Origin of the sequence: uncultured Reyranella sp. (assembly GCF_945957355.1) — a bacterium.
Lineage (GTDB): Bacteria > Pseudomonadota > Alphaproteobacteria > Reyranellales > Reyranellaceae > Reyranella.
Genome location: NZ_CAMFKM010000006.1, coordinates 180,744 through 196,920 on the forward strand (window position 1 = coordinate 180,744; position 16,177 = coordinate 196,920).

At 65.4% G+C, this 16,177-nt stretch carries 18 protein-coding genes; 11 read left to right on the top strand and 7 right to left on the bottom strand.

The features are described from left to right. Window positions 1-1,095, bottom strand: coding sequence for an extracellular solute-binding protein (locus Q0Q48_RS12320; RefSeq protein WP_295137929.1), 1,095 nt, complete (start codon window positions 1,093-1,095; stop codon window positions 1-3). 183 nt (window positions 1,096-1,278) lie between these two features. Here Q0Q48_RS12320 and Q0Q48_RS12325 point away from each other — a divergent pair, with 183 nt between their 5' ends. Together Q0Q48_RS12325 and Q0Q48_RS12330 are read left to right on the top strand one after the other, a co-directional pair. Beyond that, window positions 1,279-2,874, top strand: coding sequence for an AMP-binding protein (locus Q0Q48_RS12325; RefSeq protein ID WP_295137931.1), 1,596 nt, complete (start codon window positions 1,279-1,281; stop codon window positions 2,872-2,874). A 27-nt stretch (window positions 2,875-2,901) separates the two neighbouring features. Continuing rightward, window positions 2,902-3,291 carry a Rid family hydrolase gene (locus Q0Q48_RS12330; RefSeq protein WP_295137934.1) on the top strand — a complete coding sequence of 130 codons (390 nt, stop codon included), beginning with the start codon at window positions 2,902-2,904 and terminating at the stop codon, window positions 3,289-3,291. Here Q0Q48_RS12330 and Q0Q48_RS12335 read toward each other — a convergent pair whose 3' ends face one another. From Q0Q48_RS12335 to Q0Q48_RS12345, 3 genes are read right to left on the bottom strand one after another with little or no spacing between them, the layout of a single operon-like run. Continuing rightward, window positions 3,292-4,059, bottom strand: coding sequence for a C13 family peptidase (locus Q0Q48_RS12335; protein WP_295137936.1), 768 nt, complete (start codon window positions 4,057-4,059; stop codon window positions 3,292-3,294). Between the two features lie 23 nt (window positions 4,060-4,082). Further along, entirely contained in the window at window positions 4,083-4,745 is a 663-nt protein-coding gene (locus tag Q0Q48_RS12340; protein ID WP_295137937.1) for a TetR/AcrR family transcriptional regulator, read from the bottom strand. Then, on the bottom strand, window positions 4,742-5,788 hold the full coding sequence (locus Q0Q48_RS12345) for a phosphotransferase family protein (protein ID WP_295138272.1): 1,047 nt from the start codon (window positions 5,786-5,788) through the stop codon (window positions 4,742-4,744). The genes Q0Q48_RS12340 and Q0Q48_RS12345 overlap by 4 nt, the downstream gene beginning before the upstream one ends. A 124-nt stretch (window positions 5,789-5,912) precedes the next feature. Between Q0Q48_RS12345 and Q0Q48_RS12350 the strand changes: the two genes are divergently transcribed. The 9 genes from Q0Q48_RS12350 (at window position 5,913) to Q0Q48_RS12390 (ending at window position 13,411) form a co-directional block, all read left to right on the top strand. Continuing rightward, the gene (locus tag Q0Q48_RS12350; RefSeq protein ID WP_295137939.1) at window positions 5,913-6,728 is read left to right on the top strand and encodes a sulfite exporter TauE/SafE family protein; all 816 of its coding nucleotides are present in this window, start codon (window positions 5,913-5,915) and stop codon (window positions 6,726-6,728) included. A 165-nt stretch (window positions 6,729-6,893) separates the two neighbouring features. After that, on the top strand, window positions 6,894-7,304 hold the full coding sequence (locus Q0Q48_RS12355) for a tripartite tricarboxylate transporter TctB family protein (protein WP_295138274.1): 411 nt from the start codon (window positions 6,894-6,896) through the stop codon (window positions 7,302-7,304). 1 nt (window position 7,305) lies between these two features. Further along, on the top strand, window positions 7,306-8,814 hold the full coding sequence (locus tag Q0Q48_RS12360) for a tripartite tricarboxylate transporter permease (protein ID WP_295137941.1): 1,509 nt from the start codon (window positions 7,306-7,308) through the stop codon (window positions 8,812-8,814). 32 nt (window positions 8,815-8,846) lie between these two features. Next, entirely contained in the window at window positions 8,847-9,803 is a 957-nt protein-coding gene (locus tag Q0Q48_RS12365) for a hydroxymethylglutaryl-CoA lyase (protein ID WP_295137943.1), read from the top strand. Further along, window positions 9,800-10,156 (top strand): cupin domain-containing protein, encoded by a 357-nt coding sequence (locus tag Q0Q48_RS12370; protein WP_295137945.1) that lies wholly within the window; start codon window positions 9,800-9,802, stop codon window positions 10,154-10,156. The genes Q0Q48_RS12365 and Q0Q48_RS12370 overlap by 4 nt, the downstream gene beginning before the upstream one ends. Window positions 10,157-10,233: 77 nt before the next feature. Further along, complete coding sequence (locus tag Q0Q48_RS12375) at window positions 10,234-11,418, top strand: CoA transferase (RefSeq protein WP_295137947.1); 1,185 nt, start codon at window positions 10,234-10,236, stop codon at window positions 11,416-11,418. Between the two features lie 49 nt (window positions 11,419-11,467). Next, complete coding sequence (locus tag Q0Q48_RS12380) at window positions 11,468-12,172, top strand: DUF6134 family protein (protein ID WP_295137949.1); 705 nt, start codon at window positions 11,468-11,470, stop codon at window positions 12,170-12,172. Continuing rightward, window positions 12,169-12,552, top strand: coding sequence for a hypothetical protein (locus Q0Q48_RS12385; RefSeq protein WP_295137951.1), 384 nt, complete (start codon window positions 12,169-12,171; stop codon window positions 12,550-12,552). Before Q0Q48_RS12380 ends, Q0Q48_RS12385 begins: the two co-directional genes overlap by 4 nt. Before the next feature lies 1 nt (window position 12,553). After that, window positions 12,554-13,411, top strand: a complete 858-nt coding sequence (locus Q0Q48_RS12390; protein ID WP_295137952.1) for an alpha/beta hydrolase — start codon at window positions 12,554-12,556, stop codon at window positions 13,409-13,411. A gap of 39 nt (window positions 13,412-13,450) precedes the next feature. Here the strand turns inward: Q0Q48_RS12390 and Q0Q48_RS12395 are convergent, their stop codons facing one another. The 3 genes from Q0Q48_RS12395 to Q0Q48_RS12405 are packed head-to-tail and all read right to left on the bottom strand — an operon-like array spanning window position 13,451 to window position 16,177. Further along, window positions 13,451-14,083 (bottom strand): LysE family translocator, encoded by a 633-nt coding sequence (locus tag Q0Q48_RS12395; protein ID WP_295137954.1) that lies wholly within the window; start codon window positions 14,081-14,083, stop codon window positions 13,451-13,453. Further along, entirely contained in the window at window positions 14,083-14,553 is a 471-nt protein-coding gene (locus tag Q0Q48_RS12400; RefSeq protein WP_295137956.1) for a DUF3237 domain-containing protein, read from the bottom strand. Before Q0Q48_RS12400 ends, Q0Q48_RS12395 begins: the two co-directional genes overlap by 1 nt. Window positions 14,554-14,575: 22 nt before the next feature. Beyond that, window positions 14,576-16,177 (bottom strand): AMP-binding protein, encoded by a 1,602-nt coding sequence (locus Q0Q48_RS12405; RefSeq protein WP_295137958.1) that lies wholly within the window; start codon window positions 16,175-16,177, stop codon window positions 14,576-14,578.

The window sequence follows — 16,177 nt, forward strand, 5'->3', positions numbered from 1 at the left end:
CTAGCGCCCGGTGCCGACGATACGGTTCCATTCCTTGGCAAAGGCCGGACGATCCTTCTCGAAGGCATTCCAGTCGGCCGGCGAGAGCAGCTTCATCTTGCTGAGCGGCACCGTGTCCGCCCCGCCTGGCGGCGGCACGTCGGGGCGCGGCGAATGGAGCAGCAGGGCATCGGCGAGCGCCTTCTGGCCGACCGGCGAGAGGAACCAGTCCATGAACAGCTCGGCAGCGTTGGGATGCGGCGCCTGGTCGACGATGCCGTAGGTCTCGGGCACGGCCGGCACGCCGGTTTCCGGGAATACGAAGGCGAGCGGCGCGCCCTTGGCCTTGAACTCGATGTAGCCCGAATACTGGGCGCCCATGATGATCTTGTCTTGGCCGTCGACCAGGCGGCCATACTGCTGGACATAGGAGTCAAAGGCGCGCGGCTTCTGTTCGCCGAACTTCTTGAAGTAGTCCATGCCGAGGATCGGCATCAGCATGTACCATACGCCGTGCTGCAGGCCCGAGTTGGACACCTTGACGTTGATGCTGTCCTTCCACTTCGGATCGAGCAGATCTTCCCACTTCTTGGGTGCATCGGCCGCCGGCACCTGGTTGGGGTTGTAGGCAATGCCGGCCATGATGACCGACCCCCAGGTCCAGAACCCTTCCGGCTGGCTCTTCGCCTCCTTGGGGAAGAATTGCATCTCGGGCGAGATGTACTGGCGGAAGCCGCCCTTGCGCTGGAAGTCCAGGATCATGCCCATGTCGGAAATCTGGATCACGTCGACCAGATAGGACTTGGCCTGCCGCTCCGACAGAACCTTCGCATACAGCGCGCCGGCCTGCAGCCGGACGTAGCTGGTCTTGATCTCGGGGAACAGCTTGTTGAAAGCGGCGAGCAGCTTGACTTGCCCCTGCTCGGGGTCAGTGGAGTAGAGCGTGAAGGCGCCCTCGGCCTTGGCCTTCGCCACGTCGGCGCAGGTCTTGAAGCCGTCCATCTGCTTCGGGGCGGCGCAGAGCTTGGCTCCGCCGGTAGCCTGGGCGTTTGCCGGATAGGCAGCGGCCAACGCGATAGCGCACAGAGCCGCGGACGCGGCAGCGAACAGCTTCATTGTTTCCTCCGATTGGCTCTTATTTGCAGCGAAGGTAACGACCGCTGCACGGAGGTTCAATCGCTGTGTTATTCGTCACCCTGATACGCTGACTGCACCGTCACGTATCTTGTCGCGATGACGGGCTGCGCCGGGTCGAGGCGACGCTTGAGCTGGGATGGTGTTCGAGTAGTCTCCGCGCGCATGCCTCCCGCCCAACCCGCCGCCGATGTCTGGTCTCTCATGGCCGACATCGCCGAGCTGACGCCCGACGCGCCGGCCCTCCTCCATGGAGACCGGACGATCTCCTTCCTCGAGCTCATCGAGAACGCGCGGCGCGCTGCCCAGGGTCTTGCCGACCTTGGCGTCGGTCCGGGCGATCGCGTGGCGCTGTGGCTGCCCAACGTGCCCGCCTATCCGATCCTCTACCTCGCCTGCATCCGGCTGGGCGCCATCGCCGTCGCCGTGAACACGCGCTATCGCGCCGTCGAGGTTGCCGACATCGTCGGCCGATCGGGTGCCAAGGTGCTGGCGTGCGCGCCCGGCTTCCGGCGCATCGATTTTCTCGCGATTCTGGCCGACATCGAGCCGGAATCGCTCGACAGGCTCTCGGCCGTCGTCACCGTCGGGGACGAACCCGCGTCGGTGTCGTCCGGCATCGAACGGTTGCGGCGTGTGCCGTTCGAGCGACTGCTGTCACGTCCACGGCTTGGACTGAACCACGCGAAGGCCAGCGCACCCTGCAACATCTTCACCACCTCGGGCACGACCAGCGCGCCGAAATTCGTGCTGCACCGCCAGGGCGCGATCGCGGGTCATGCCCAGCAGGTCGCCCGCGCCTTTGGCTTCACGGCGCCCGACACGCTGTCTCTTTCCATCCTTCCGCTATGCGGCGTCTATGGCTTCGACCAGACGATGGCAACGCTGGCCGCCGGAAAGCCCTGCGTGCTGGTCGAATCCTACGAGATCGACGAGATCGTCCGGCTGATCGAGCGGCATCGCCCGACGACGATGTTCGGCAGTGACGACATGTACGCCCGTCTGCTCGACGCGGTGCCCGGCGAGAGTCCCTTCCCATCGGTGAAATGGGCCGGCTACGCGGCCTTCAATGCCTCGCTCGACGATATCGCGGAAACCGCGGAGGGACGCGGCCTGCGGCTCTGCGGACTCTATGGCATGAGCGAGGTGCAGGCTCTCTACGCGCTGCAACCGATCGATTCGGACGTGGCGTTTCGCAAGAAGGGCGGCGGCATTCCCACCTCACCGCTCGGTCATGTCCGGGTGCGCGATCCGGAGACCGGCGAACTGCTGGGCGTCGGCCAGCCGGGCGCGCTGGAATGCGCGGGCCCGTCTTTGATGGTGGGCTACTACGGCGACGAAAAGGCCACTGCCGAAACGGTCACCGCGGATGGCTATGTCCGCACCGGGGATCTCGCCGAACTCGACGGACGGGGCGGCTTCACCTTCCTCAGCCGCATGGGCGACGTGCTGCGGCTCTCGGGCTTCCTGGTGAACCCGCTGGAGATCGAGGCTCATCTGCAGAAGCTGCCCGGCATCGCCGCCTGTCAGGCGATCGCCGTGCCGCGCCCCGACGGCGTTCGCGCCGTCGCGTTCGTGATCCTGGCCCCCGGCGCGACTCTCGACGAGGCCTCAGCCATCGCGCACTGCCGGCACGGCCTCGCTAACTACAAGGTCCCGCTGCGGGTCTTCGCGATTGACGATTTTCCCAGGACGCCCTCGCCCAACGGCTTCAAGATCCAGCGCGCCCGGCTGCGCGACATGGCGCAGGAAAGGCTCTAGCATTCCCGCGAGCAGGGGAGAGAAACGATGACCAGGCGTAAGAGCATCAATTATCCAGGCTACAGCCACCAGAATCCGATTCCCAATGCCAGCCGCATCGGCAACATCGTGATGTCGAGCATCATGAACGGCACCGAGCCCGGCACGCGCAACGTCCCGCCCGACCTCAGCGCGCAGGTCATCAACATCTTCAAGCACATCAGGCTCTGCATCGAAGCCGCCGGCGGCACGCCCGACGACATCATCAAGATCAATTTCTGGATGAAGCAACCCTCGACCGGCCGCGCGGCGCTGAACGACGAATGGGTGAAGATGTTTCCCGACGAGGCCTCGCGCCCGGCGCGCCACACGCTTCAACTCTCGGGGGACAGCCCGCACCAGGTGACGTGCGACTTCACCGCCGTGATCGGTGGTTAGTTACCGACCGGGAATCCTGAGATTGGCGACCGCGGCCCCCACGAAGATCTGCGGGCGAGAGGGCGTGCGGATGCCCATGCTCTTCTCGAGGTTCTGAACGCAGGTCCGCGTGGCCTGGGCGAGCTGGCCCCAGGTCGAGGCCGCATCGAACTGCTGCAGCAGGCACTGGTCGTAATAAGTAAAGCGGTCGCCCGCGCCGCAGCCGAAGCTGACACGGTCGGCCGCGGCAGCCGTCAGAACCACGCGGTTGGGCTGGCGCATGGCCGTCGTCAGGAAGACGCCGCTGTGGCAGGCCGAGACGACGAGAACGGTCGGCCGGGAGCCGCAACCGGCGTCCAGTGCATTGTCGAGGGTGCCAGGTCGAATGACGCCGTTGGCCAGCCGCAGCACGACACCAGTCTCGTTGCCGTGGCTGGTGATATAGGCAAGACATGCCTCCGCACCACCGCCGTTGCGCAGCGCGCTGGACACGTTCGCTGCACTGGCGACCTCGGCCGACGGGTTGCGTCCCGGATCGGAAGTAAGCATGCGGATGTCTCGCACACCGCGCGCCGAGAGCTTGTCGCGCAACGCGTCGATTCCGTTGTCGAAGGATGGGCTGTTGTTGTCGCCGGCAATCAGCACGGCACGCCATCGCGGCGCCGGCACGTCGCCGGGCGCAGCCGCCATGGACGTGCTTCGGCCGACAGGCGGCGCCGCATCGGAATCCTGTGTGCAGGCGACGAGCGACGCCAGCAACGCGACCAGGGCGACGACGCGAAACAACATTCTTCCCGCTCCAGTTACCAAACTCAGGCCTGCGGCGCGGCTCCGACGACGCGCAATGCCATGTCGGTATAGAGCTTCGCCATCTGCTCTTCGGTGAGATCACCGCCCGGACCGTACCACATCGATACATGGGTGCACTGGTCGAGCAGCGCCATGGCGATCGCCTTGAGATCGTGCTTTCCGTCGACGCGCGGCGGATCGAACACGCCGCGCTCGACCCCGTGCTCGAGGATGGTCACGACGATGTCACGAATGGCCCGGCGGCTGCGGCGGATATCGGCCACGCGAGCGGAGTCCAGCCAGCCGATCTCGCGGTTGGCGACCAGCGCCTCGATGCGCAGGCGGCAGTGGCGCATGACATAGACCCGCACGAAGGCCGCGAGTTCGGCGCGCGGATCGCCGCCCGCTCCCGCCACCGCTTGCTGGCACTGCCGCTCCAGTTCGCCCTGGGTCGAGGCGATGATGTCGTGCAGCAGCTCGTCCTTCGACTTGAAGTGATTGTAGAGCGCGCCCTGCGTCAGGCCGCAGGCCTTCATGATGTCGCGCACCGTGACGACCGGGTAGCCACGTTCGGCGAACTGCGCAAAGGCCGCGGCGCGGATCGCCTCCACGGGCGGACGCGGCTCACGCTCCGCGACGGCCGCAGGCACCTCGTCGTCGGCATGCATCGTCTTGCGCTTGCTCATCGCGAGGCTCCGGACATGTTGCTCACGATTTCCCAAGCGAGGTCGGCCGCAGGCTTCACCAGCTTGCCGGACTCGGCCGCGCGCATGTTCGAGGCCGTGCCGTCGAGCGACCGCGCATAGACGCCCTGGCGGATGCATGACACGCGGAACAGGTTATACGCCATGTAGAATTCCCAAAGTGCGGGCTCAGGCACGGCGCGCTTCGACAGGGTGCTGTAATAGCCTACCATCTCGGCCTCCGTGGGAAGGCCCAGAGCGGCGAGGTCATGTCCCAGCAGCCCGCCCCAGTCCTTCGGCGTGCGCCACAGCATGCAGAGATAGGCGAGTTCGGCCAGCGGATCGCCCAAGGTCGAGATCTCCCAGTCGATGATGCCCAGCACACGCGGCTCGGTGGCGTGGAAGATCATGTTGTCGAGGCGGTAGTCGCCATGGACCAGCACCGTTTCGTCGTTCGCCGGCAGGTTGGCCGGCAGCCAGTCGAACAGCCGGTCCATGGACTCGATCTTTTCGGTTTCGGAAGCCTTGTACTGTTTTCCCCAGCGCGAGATCTGGCGGGCCACGTAACTGCCGGGACGGCCGAAATCGGCAAGGCCGAGAGCGGCATAGTCGACCCTGTGGAGCCGGGCAAGCGCCTCGAACTTGGCCTGGTAGATGTCCCGCCGCCCCTCTTTAGGGACGTCCGGCAGCAGCGGATCCCACAGCACGCGGCCGTCGCAATATTCCATTATATAGAAAGGCGTACCCACCACGCTCACGTCCTCGCTGAGCGCGTAGGCCCGCGGGGTCGGCACGTCGGTACGATTGAGGGCCGAGATCACACGGAATTCGCGGTCGACCGCGTGAGCCGAGGGCAGCAGCTTGCCGGGCGGCTTGCGGCGCAGGACGTAGCGGCGTCCGGCGCCGTCGGTCAGCCGGTAGGTCGGGTTGGACTGGCCCCCCTTGAACTGCTCGGCGCGGACCGGCGGCACGAAGCCCTCGACGTTGCCGGCCATGAAGCGGCCGAGCGATTGCTCGTCGAACCGGTGCTTTTCCTGCACCGCCATCGTGCCGATATAGTCCTCGCCCCGCCGTGACACCCGAAAGCCTCCTGAACGACCATTTATATTGGCCAGGAGTTTGCTCGTCCGGTGGGGCGCATGCAATATCGACCAACGGGGACATTGACGCGTGGAAACGCTGCTTACGAGCTATTCGCCGGCGGCCTGGACCGCCCTTCTGGCAACGGGCGTTCTGATCGGTCTGCTGGCAGGCTTGCTGGGGGTCGGCGGCGGCGTCGTGGCCGTTCCGATCCTGCTCGAAATCTTCGAATTTATGGGCATTCCTACTTCACTCGCTGTGTCACTTGCGGTCGGCACCGCCCAAGCCAGTATCCTCATTGCTTCGACCACGGCCGCCGCGGCCCACTGGCGGGCTGGGACGATTGATAGGGAACTCGTGCGATCTTGGCTGCCGGCCCTGATGGTCGGCGCCATGATCGGGTTGGCCGTTGGGCCGTTCGCGCCATCATGGGTGCTCACCAGCCTCTTTGCGGTGATCGCCGCCGCACTTGCCGTGAAAATGGCGGCGGGTGATCGCCTCATTATTGGGCATCAGCAGCCTCAAGGCCGGCTCGCTCTCATGCCCCCCACGCTGGTGGGCGGGCTGGCCGCCGCCGTAGGGGTCGGCGGCGGAACCCTGAGCACCCCGGTGCTGACTCTGTTCTCGTTCTCGATCAAGCGCGCCATCGGTGCGGGGGCACTGTTCAATCTCGTGATCGCCGTGCCAGCGACCCTGGTCTTCCTGCTGATGGATCTGAACACCCCAGGCCGGCCCGCCGATGCGCTAGGCGATGTCGCCCTGTTTTGCGTTGCAACCCTCTCGCTTCCGGCGCTCTTTGTCGCGCCGGTCGCGGCGCGGTGGTCGACACGCGCTCCCGTGTCTTTGCTGCGGCGCTTGTTTGCGTTCTGCCTCGCTGTAATCGCAGTCCGTCTGCTGCTTAGGTAGTGCATTTAGCACTTGTATTGCACTTGGCACTTGGGCAAAGCGGCCGAATTGTGTTTAGCTGCTGGCGGCCCGGAGGTTCGGGCCCAACAGCACATCTGAAGACTACGCGTTTCTGGGGAGGCATCGTTGAATCGATTCCTGAGCAAGGACTTTTTGTCCGGGCTGATGTTCATTGGCTTCGGGCTGATCGCACTCTACTTCGGGCAGAAGCTAGCAATCGGGACACCCGTTCGCATGGGGCCGGGATATGTCCCGCGAATGCTGTCCCTCATCCTCATCGGGCTCGGAATCCTGGTCTGCATCGTCGCCATCGTGAGCGGCAGCGAGCCGGTCGAACGGCTCAAGTGGAAGCCGATCACGCTGGTGACCATCGGCATCATCTGCTTCGGATTGCTGTTCGAGCGCGCCGGCCTGATCCCCGCCCTTGTCGTGCTGATCATGATTTCCTCGCTGGCCGGTGAGGAATTCAAGTTCATGGAGGTGATCGGAAACATCGTGGTCCTCTCTGTTCTCTGCACGCTCGTCTTCAAGGTTGGGCTGGGCATGAACATCAACGTCCTGCACGGAGTCTGGTGAGATGGAACTGCTCGACAATCTCGCCCTCGGCTTCAGCGTCGCCTTCTCCTTACAGAACCTGACCTACGCGCTGCTGGGCTGTCTGCTCGGCACGCTGATCGGCGTTCTTCCCGGTATCGGCCCGGTGGCGACCATCGCCATGTTGCTGCCGATCACCTTCCACCTGCCGCCGACGGCCTCGCTGATCATGCTGGCCGGCATCTACTACGGCGCGGCCTATGGCGGTTCTACGACGTCGATCCTGGTTAACCTGCCGGGTGAAGCCTCTTCGGTCGTCACCTGTCTCGATGGCTATCAGATGGCGCGCAACGGGCGTGCCGGTGCGGCGCTGTCGATCTCCGCCGTCGGCTCGTTCTTCGCCGGCACCGTCGGCACGGTGATCATCGTGCTGTTCGCCGAGCCGCTGACGCGTATGGCGCAGAAGTTCGGACCGGCCGACTATTGTTCGCTGATGGCCCTCGGCCTCGTCGCAGCCGTCATCCTCGCGAGCGGCTCGGTCGTCAAGGCGATCGCCATGATCTTCCTCGGCCTGCTGTTCGGCCTTGTCGGCACCGACGTGAACACCGGCGCCCAGCGCTTCACCTTCGACATCCCGGAACTGAGCGACGGCATCGACTTCGCGCCGATCGCCATGGGCCTGTTCGGCATCGCCGAAATCGTGGTGAACCTGGAGAGACATCTCACGCGCACCGGCGGCACCATCAAGGTAACGTCGTTGTGGCCGACCATGGAGGAAGTCCGGCGGGCCGTTCCGGCGGCCCTGCGCGGCACCTTCCTCGGCGCGGCGCTCGGCGTGCTGCCGGGCGGCGGTCCGACCCTCGGCGCCTTCTCGTCCTATACGCTCGAGAAGAAGATCTCAAAGAACCCCGGCCAGTTCGGCAAGGGCGCGGTCGAGGGCGTCGCGGCGCCCGAGGCGGCCAACAACGCCGCCGCCCAGACCTCGTTCATCCCGATGCTGACCCTGGGCATTCCGTCCAACGCCGTCATGGCGCTGATGGTCGGCGCCATGATCATCCAGGGCATCCAGCCGGGCCCCGAGGTCATGACCAAGAAGCCGGACCTGTTCTGGGGCATGATCGCCTCGATGTGGATCGGCAACGCCATGCTGGTCATCATCAACCTGCCGATGATCGGCATCTGGGTGAAGCTGCTGACCGTGCCGTATCGCTTCCTGGCGCCGGCCATCCTGCTCTTCTGCTGCATCGGCGCCTACAGCCTGCAGAACAGCACCTTCCACGTCATGCAGGTCGCCATCTTCGGTATCCTCGGTTATGTGTTCGTCAAGCTGGGTTGCGAGGGTGCGCCGTTCCTGCTGGGCCTCGTGCTGGGACCACAGATGGAAGAATATTTCCGGCGCGCCATGCTGCTCTCGCGCGGCGACGCGATGGTCTTCCTCCAGCGTCCGATCAGTCTCGGCCTGCTCATCACGACGGGCGTCCTGCTGTTGCTGATGGCCTTGCCAAGCTTCAAGAGGGCGCGCAAGGAAGCATTCGTGGAAGAGGAGGGCTGACGCCCTCCTCCCAGAAAATCCGGAGGAAGACCATGTCGGACCTGCCCAAGCGCGTGACCATCGACGAGGAGGGTCCTCGCGAGGGCTTCCAGTCCGAGAAGAAGATGATCCCGGTGGCCGACAAGGTTCGTCTCATCGAGGCGCTTGCGGACACCGGGTTGAAGCGCATCGCTTGCGTTTCCTACGTCAACCCGAAGCGCGTGCCGACCATGGCCGACGCCGAGGAAGTAGCCTCCAGGATCGATCGCAAGCCCGGCGTGCAGTACAGCGCGCTGTGGCTGAACCAGCAGGGCCTCGAGCGTGCGCTTCGGGGCCCTTTGCACGTCGACGGCGGCGTTCGCGTCACCGCCTCAGACACCTTCTCCCGCAAGAACATTGGCAAGTCGGTGCCCGACGCGATGGTCGAGCAGCGCATGTCGCTCAAGACCTTCAAGGATCGCGGTATGCCGGTCGAATGGGGCATCATCCTGGGCGCCTTCGGCTGCAACTACGAAGGCGAGCTGTCGACCGAACTGATCCTGCAGCGCGTACAGCTTGCGCTCGACGAGGCTGAGCTGGCCGGCTTCAAGCTGAAGGGTATCAAGCTCACCGACGCGATGGGCTGGGCCACCCCCGCCTCCGTTGAGCGCCTGATCGGCGCCGTGCGTTCGAAATGGCCCGATCTCGAGATCGCCCTGCATCTCCATGACACGCGCGGTACCGGTTCGGCGGCAGCCTATGCCGGCCTTCGCATGGGCGTCACCAGGTTCGACGCGTCCGTCGCGGGCCTAGGGGGCTGCCCCTTCGCCGCGACCGATGGCGCGGCCGGCAACATCTGCACCGAGGACTTCGCCTTCATGTGCGAGGAGATGGGCGTGGAGACCGGCCTCGACATCGACCGGCTGATCGAGGTCGCGAAGCTCGCCGAGGAGATCGTCGGCCGCCCCCTGCCCGGCCACGTGATGCGCGGCGGCACCCTGAAGGCGGCTCGCCGCAAGGTCGCCGCATGAACGTCGAGACCCTGGCCAGCCCCGGCCCGGATTCCACCTATGTCGACGTGAAGGACGTGCCGTGGCAGCCGACGCGCTTCCCCGGGATCGACTGGAAGATCCTGATGGAGCAGAAGGAGACCGGCCTCTCGACGGTGCTGATGCGCTGGGCGCCGGGCGCCCGCCTGCCGAAACACGAACATGTGGCGATCGAGCAGACCTACGTGCTCGAAGGTTCCTTCGCCGATCATGCCGGCGTCTGCCGGGCCGGCAATTACGTCTGGCGGCGTGCCGGCAGCCGCCACGACGCCTGGACCGACGAAGGCTGCCTCATGCTGGCAGTCTTCCTGAAGCCCAACACCTTCTTCGATTAGAACCGGTCCGCGACCTCTGCTAATGCTGCCCATAGCAGCCCGCCCCGTCGAGGCGGGCGCCAGGGAGGCAGAGGTATATGTCAGGCGTTCTGGAAGGCATCCGCGTACTCGATTTCGGCCGCTACATCGCCGGTCCGTTCTGCGGCACGATGCTGGCCGATCTCGGCGCCGAGGTGATCCGCGTCGAGAAACTCGAGGGCAGCGAGGACCGATGGGTGACACCGGTCGTCGAGGGCGGCGAAGGCGCCATGTTCCTCCAGATGGGGCGCAACAAGCTCGGCCTCACCTTGAACCCGATGAAGCCCGAGGGCCGCGAGATCGTGAGGAAGCTGGTCGCGACGTCCGACGTGGTGATCGCCAATCTGCCCTACGAAGACCTGCAGAAGATGGGCATCGACTACGAGAGCCTGTCCGCCATCAACCCTCGCATCGTCCTCGCCACCACCTCGACCTTCGGCTCGGAAGGCCCCTATAAGACGCGTGTCGGCTTCGACACGATCGGCCAGGCGATGTCGGGCGCCATGCACCTCTCGGGCGACGGCGACACGCCGACCCGCATGAACGCCCCGTTCGTCGATTTCGGCACGGCGCTCCTCAACACCGTGGGTGTGCTCGCCGCCCTCATGGAGCGCACCAAGAGCGGCAAGGGCCAGAAGGTCGAGACCGCCCTGCTGCGGACGGCCATCAACATCACGAACGGCCACCTCATCGAGCAGGCGATGCTCAACCTCAACCGCATCGCCACGCTCAACCGCGGCTTCACGGCCGGACCGTCCGATACATTCAAGTGCAAGGACGGCTGGATCTACGCGATGACGATCGGCCAGCCGCTGTTCGTGCGCTGGTGCCGCCTGATGGGCGACGACAGCCTGGCCGCCGACCCGCGCTTCAAGGACGATCTCGCGCGCGGCGACAATGGCGAGGCGCTGTCGGCCATCATGCAGAAGTGGTGCGATACCCGCACCGTCGCCGAGGCGCTGGCGGCCCTGGAGGCCAACCGCATCCCGGCCGGCCCGGTCTACACGCCGCAGCAGACGCTCGACGACCGGCACGTCCAGGAAGCCGGCTTCTTCCATTCCATGGACTACCCCGGCGCCAGGATGGGCGTGCCGGTGCTGCAGGAGCCGGTAAAGCTCTCCCGGACCCCCCTCACCATCCGCCGCCGCGCGCCGACGCTGGGCGAGCACACGGAACAGATCTTGCAGGAACTGGGCTATGATCCGGCCGTTATCGCCAAATTGAGGGCCGACCGGGTCGTTTGAGGGGCTGATCCGGCGGCTCCAAAGGGCGTATAATAGATCAGGAGGCTCGATGATGCGTCGTCTGATCCTTGCGCTGGCGTTGATGGGGTGCGGTTCGGCTGCCGCCCAGGCCACCTCTGATTTTCCTTACGGTCCCAGCCACGTCTTCGCGGCCTTTCGCAATGGCGAAAGGATCGGCACGCACTCCCTGAGCTTCCAGCAGAACGGCGACACCCGCACCGTCACCACCTCGATCGACTTCGCGGTGAAGGCGATGGGCTTCGTCATGTATCGCTACAATCACCGTGGCCAGGAAATCTGGAACGGCAATACGTTCGAGTCGATCGCCACCCAGACCGATGACAACGGCACGAAGTACTCGCTGAAGGCCAAACATCAGCCGAGTGGCGTTTCCGTCGTGCGCGAAGGCGGCGGTGCCCCCAGGGTTGCGGCCAACGATGCGGGCTTCCAGCAAGGCACGGCCAGTCAGGTCACCGTGCCGGCCACTACGCTGCCGACTACCCACTGGAATCTCAACCAGGTGAAGCAGTCGGCCATCCTCAACACCCAGAATGGTGCGCTGGCGAAAATCCAGGTCACGCCGCGGGGCCGAGAGACCGTCAAGACCGCCAGCGGAAAATCCCTCGAGGCGACCCGCTATTCCTATTCGGGCGATGTCGAGATGGAGCAGTGGTTCGACGAGCGCGGCCGCTGGGTGAAGGCCGCTTTCAAGGCTTCCGACGGGTCGACGATCGAGTACATTCTGCAGGAATGACCCCAGCAGATCGTTTTGCGAAGCTGCCCGAACTCCTCGCTGATGACGCCGACCTTGTGCGACGCGGCCGCTGGCTGACCGTCGACTGCAGGATCGATATCGGTCGTGAGCCCTTCCACCTGACGATCGCCCAAGGCGCGCTTGCCGCCTTCGATCGCGGCCCGAGATTGATGCGCTCCACCGCCTTCACCGTACGCGGGACGGACGAGGCGTGGCGTCATCATTGGAAAGTAATGCCCGAGCCGGGTTGGCATGACCTCTTCGCGCTCACCAAGCGCGGCGCCGCCTCGTTCGAAGGCGACCTGCGGCCCCTCCTGCAGAACCTGCAATACTTCAAGGATCTCCTGGCGCTGCCGCGCCGCCTGCCGGAGGCCTCCTGACATGCCGCCCGTTCTCGATCCCATGGTCGGTCGCTACATGCGTCTCGACATCGACGGTACGCCGCATCGCATCTATTTCGAGGAAGCAGGACAAGGGATTCCCCTGGTCTGCCTGCACACCGCCGGCGCCGACAACCGCCAGTTCCGCCACCTCCTCGCCGATCCGGAGATCACGCGCCGCTATCGCGTGCTGGCGTTCGACATGCCCTGGCATGGCAAGTCGACGCCGCCCGACGGCTGGGAGAAGAGCGAATATCGCCTGACCACCGCGTCCTACACCGCCGCCATCCGCGCCTTCTGCCAGGCCCTGGAGCTCGACCGGCCCGTGGTGATGGGTTGCTCCATCGGCGGCCGCATCGTGCTCAACCTCGCGATCGCCCATGCCGCCGAGTTCCGGGCGCTGGTCGCTTTGGAGGCCGCCGATTTCCAGCAGCCCTGGTACGATACGGCGTGGCTGCACCGCCCCGACGTCCACGGCGGCGAAGTCTGCGCCGCGTTGATCTCCGGCCTGATCGCGCCGCAGAGCCCGCCGTCGAGCCGTCACGAGACCTTGTGGATGTACATGCAGGGCGGCCCCGGCATCTTCAAAGGCGATCTCTATTTCTATCGCGTCGACGGCGACCTGCGCGAGAAGGTGAAGTCGATCGACACCAGCGTCTGCCCGCTCTACCTGCTGACCGGCGAGTACGACTTCTCCTGCGCGGCCGAGGATACGCTGCGCACTGCCGCCCAGATTCCCGGCGCACAGGTGCAGGTCATGAAGGAACTGGGCCATTTCCCCATGAGCGAGAACCCGGCCAGGTTTCGAGAGTACATCCTGCCGGTGCTGGAGAAGATCGCGGCAACTCCGTCTCGCTGAGTGCCGCGAACGCCCTGCGCCCGGGATGACAGAGAGGCGCTAAGACCTGCTGTCGAACGCGAGTCTCGCAGCCAGGCCGGCGAAGACGGCGCCGAGGAAATATTGCGGCAGGCGGCGCAGGCGGCCTCGTCCGGAGAAGATGCGGCCAAGGCGGCTTGCGCCCAGGATGACGGCGCCGTTGACCACCAGCCCGATCGCGTTGAGCACGGTTGCGAGCACGAGGATCTGCAAGGCCACAGAGCCCGCTTCCGGCTGAACGAACTGCGGAAACAGCGCGAGGACGAACAGCGCCATCTTCGGATTCAGGAGATTGGTCAGCAAGCCCTGACGGAACATCGTGCCGACGGGATATCGACTCCCGCCGGCCTCCGGTGCGATCGTAGCGCCACCGGATCGCACCGTCTTCCAGGCGAGGTATAGCAGATAGGCCGCGCCGGCATAGCGTACGGCGTCGTAGGCGTGCGGCACGATCAGGAAGAGCTGCGACAGGCCGAAGGCCGCCGCCAGCGCATGGCAATAGGTGCCGGCCTGAATGCCGGCCAGGGTCGCGAATCCTGCCGCCCTGCCCTGGCTCGCGCTGCGCGACGCGATCAGCAGCATGTCGGGCCCCGGCGTCATCGTGAGCGCGAGGGCCGCGATGCCGAACAGGGCGAGGGCCGGAAGATCGACCATCACAGGATCTGGAAGACCTCGTAGACCGGTCCGGTGGGCTCGCGGCGGCCGGTCGAGACGCAGACGATGCGATTGAGGAAGCGGTACTTCTCCGACGCCGTCTCGAACCAGGGCGTGGCGCGGAAATAGTACTGGCTGGGATCGACCTTCTCGCCCTTGTTGAGCTGCTCGATCACCCAGGCCGGGCCGTGCCGCATGCCGCGATAGCTCATGTAGACGAGGTGCCCGTCGTCGGTCTTGAGCGTGAGCCGCACGTCGAGCTGCAGGATGCCGTCGCGCCGCTGCAGGATCCAGTCGCCGGCCGGCGCCGGCAGGACGATGCCCCGCAGCTCCTCGCCCTCGAAGGTGCCGCCCGTGACGGTAGCGATACGCCGGCGGCCATAGGGCGTCTCGCCGACATCCGTGAAGTTCGGGTCGACCTGAAGCGTGAGGGTGAAGAGATGGGTTGAACGCAGTGTCGGTTCGCTCATGCTGATCCTCGAATCCTGGCCATCAGATCCTGGCCGTCCGGCCTTCCCAGTAGGGAGCCCGCAGCTCGCGCTTCATGATCTTGCCAATGGTGCTGCGCGGAAGCGAGTCGCGGAATTCGACGGCGACGAGCCTCTGCGTCTTGCTGAGCTGGCCGTTCGCCCACTCGCGCACCGCCTCTTCCGTGATGGTCGCGCCGCCGCGGCGCACGCAGAGTGCCATCGGCGATTCGCCCCACTGGTCGCTCGGCACGCCGATCACCGCGACGTCGATCACGTCGGGATGCTTCAGAAGCAGCACCTCGATATCGGCGGCATAGACGTTGAATCCACCCGAGATGATCATGTCCTTCTTGCGATCGAGCAGGATCAGGAACCCGTCCTCGTCGAGCTTTCCCATGTCGCCCGATTTGAAGAACAGGCGGCCGTCGGCGTCGTACCAGAAGAGTTCGCGCGTCTTGTCGTCCTGCTTGTAGTAGCCCTTCATCATCATCTCGGCGCGACCGGCGATCTCGCCCACCTCGCCTTGGGGCAGTTCCCGGCCCTGTTCGTCGAGGATCTTGAGTTCGACGCCGAAGCCCGCCTTGCCCACGGTGTGGAGCTTGTCGGGATGGAGGTTGGCTTCGAGCATGCAGCTTCCACCACCTTCCGTCAGGCCGTAGATCTCGATCAGCCGGCCGGGCCAGCGCGCGAGGCAGTCGGCCTTGACCTGCGCCCGCAACGGCGCGCTGGTCGAGAGCTTGGCCTTGAAGGAGCCGAGGTCGTACTTGTCGAAATCGGGATGGGCGAGGATGCGCTGGTACTGCACCGGCACCAGCATGGCATGCGTCACCCGCTCGCCCTGCGCCAGTTCGAGGAACTTCACCACGTCCGACTTACGCATCAGGATCGAGGTGCCGCCCACCCCGACGGTCGCCAGCAGGGCGACCAGCGTGGTGTTGGAATAGAGCGGCGTCGAGACCAGCGAGATCGTGTCCGGCCCGTAGTCGAAGGCAGGAAAGCGCACGGGAAGCTGGCTGCGCAGTGCATGCGAGTGAAGGATGCCCTTGGGCAGGCCGGTCGTGCCGGAACTGTAGATGATGTTGAAGTCGTCCAGCGCCTCGATCGCCACCCCGAAAGGCGCGTCGCTCGCCGGCTCCAGCCAAGCCTCGAAATCCTGCCAGCCCGGGCGGGCGAAGTCGTAGGCGATGCGGCCGCCGGCCACCAGCTTGGTCAGGCGGCGTTCGTATGGCTCGACAAGGGCGCGGTACTGGTCGGACAGGAACAGGACCTTGGCGTCGCAATCGTCGAGCATCTTCTCGAGCGCATCGGCTGCCGCCATGGTCGAGAGCGGCACGACGCAGACGCCGGCGCGCAGCCCGCCCATGAAGGTTTCGAGATACTCGATCGAATTGGCCGCGAGGATCGCGATCTTGTCGCCCCGGCCCAGGCCCATCTCCGACAGAAGCCGCGCAACCCGGTTGATGCGCTCGTCGAAAGCCTTCCAGCTTCTCACCACCCCGTCGCACTTCACCGCCGGCTTGTCCGGATGGCTCGCTGCATGCCGCGCGACCAGGGCCGGGATCGACGTGAAATCGGGAATATCGTCGATGACCGGCTGGGGAACGACAGGCTGGTCGGGGCTCAC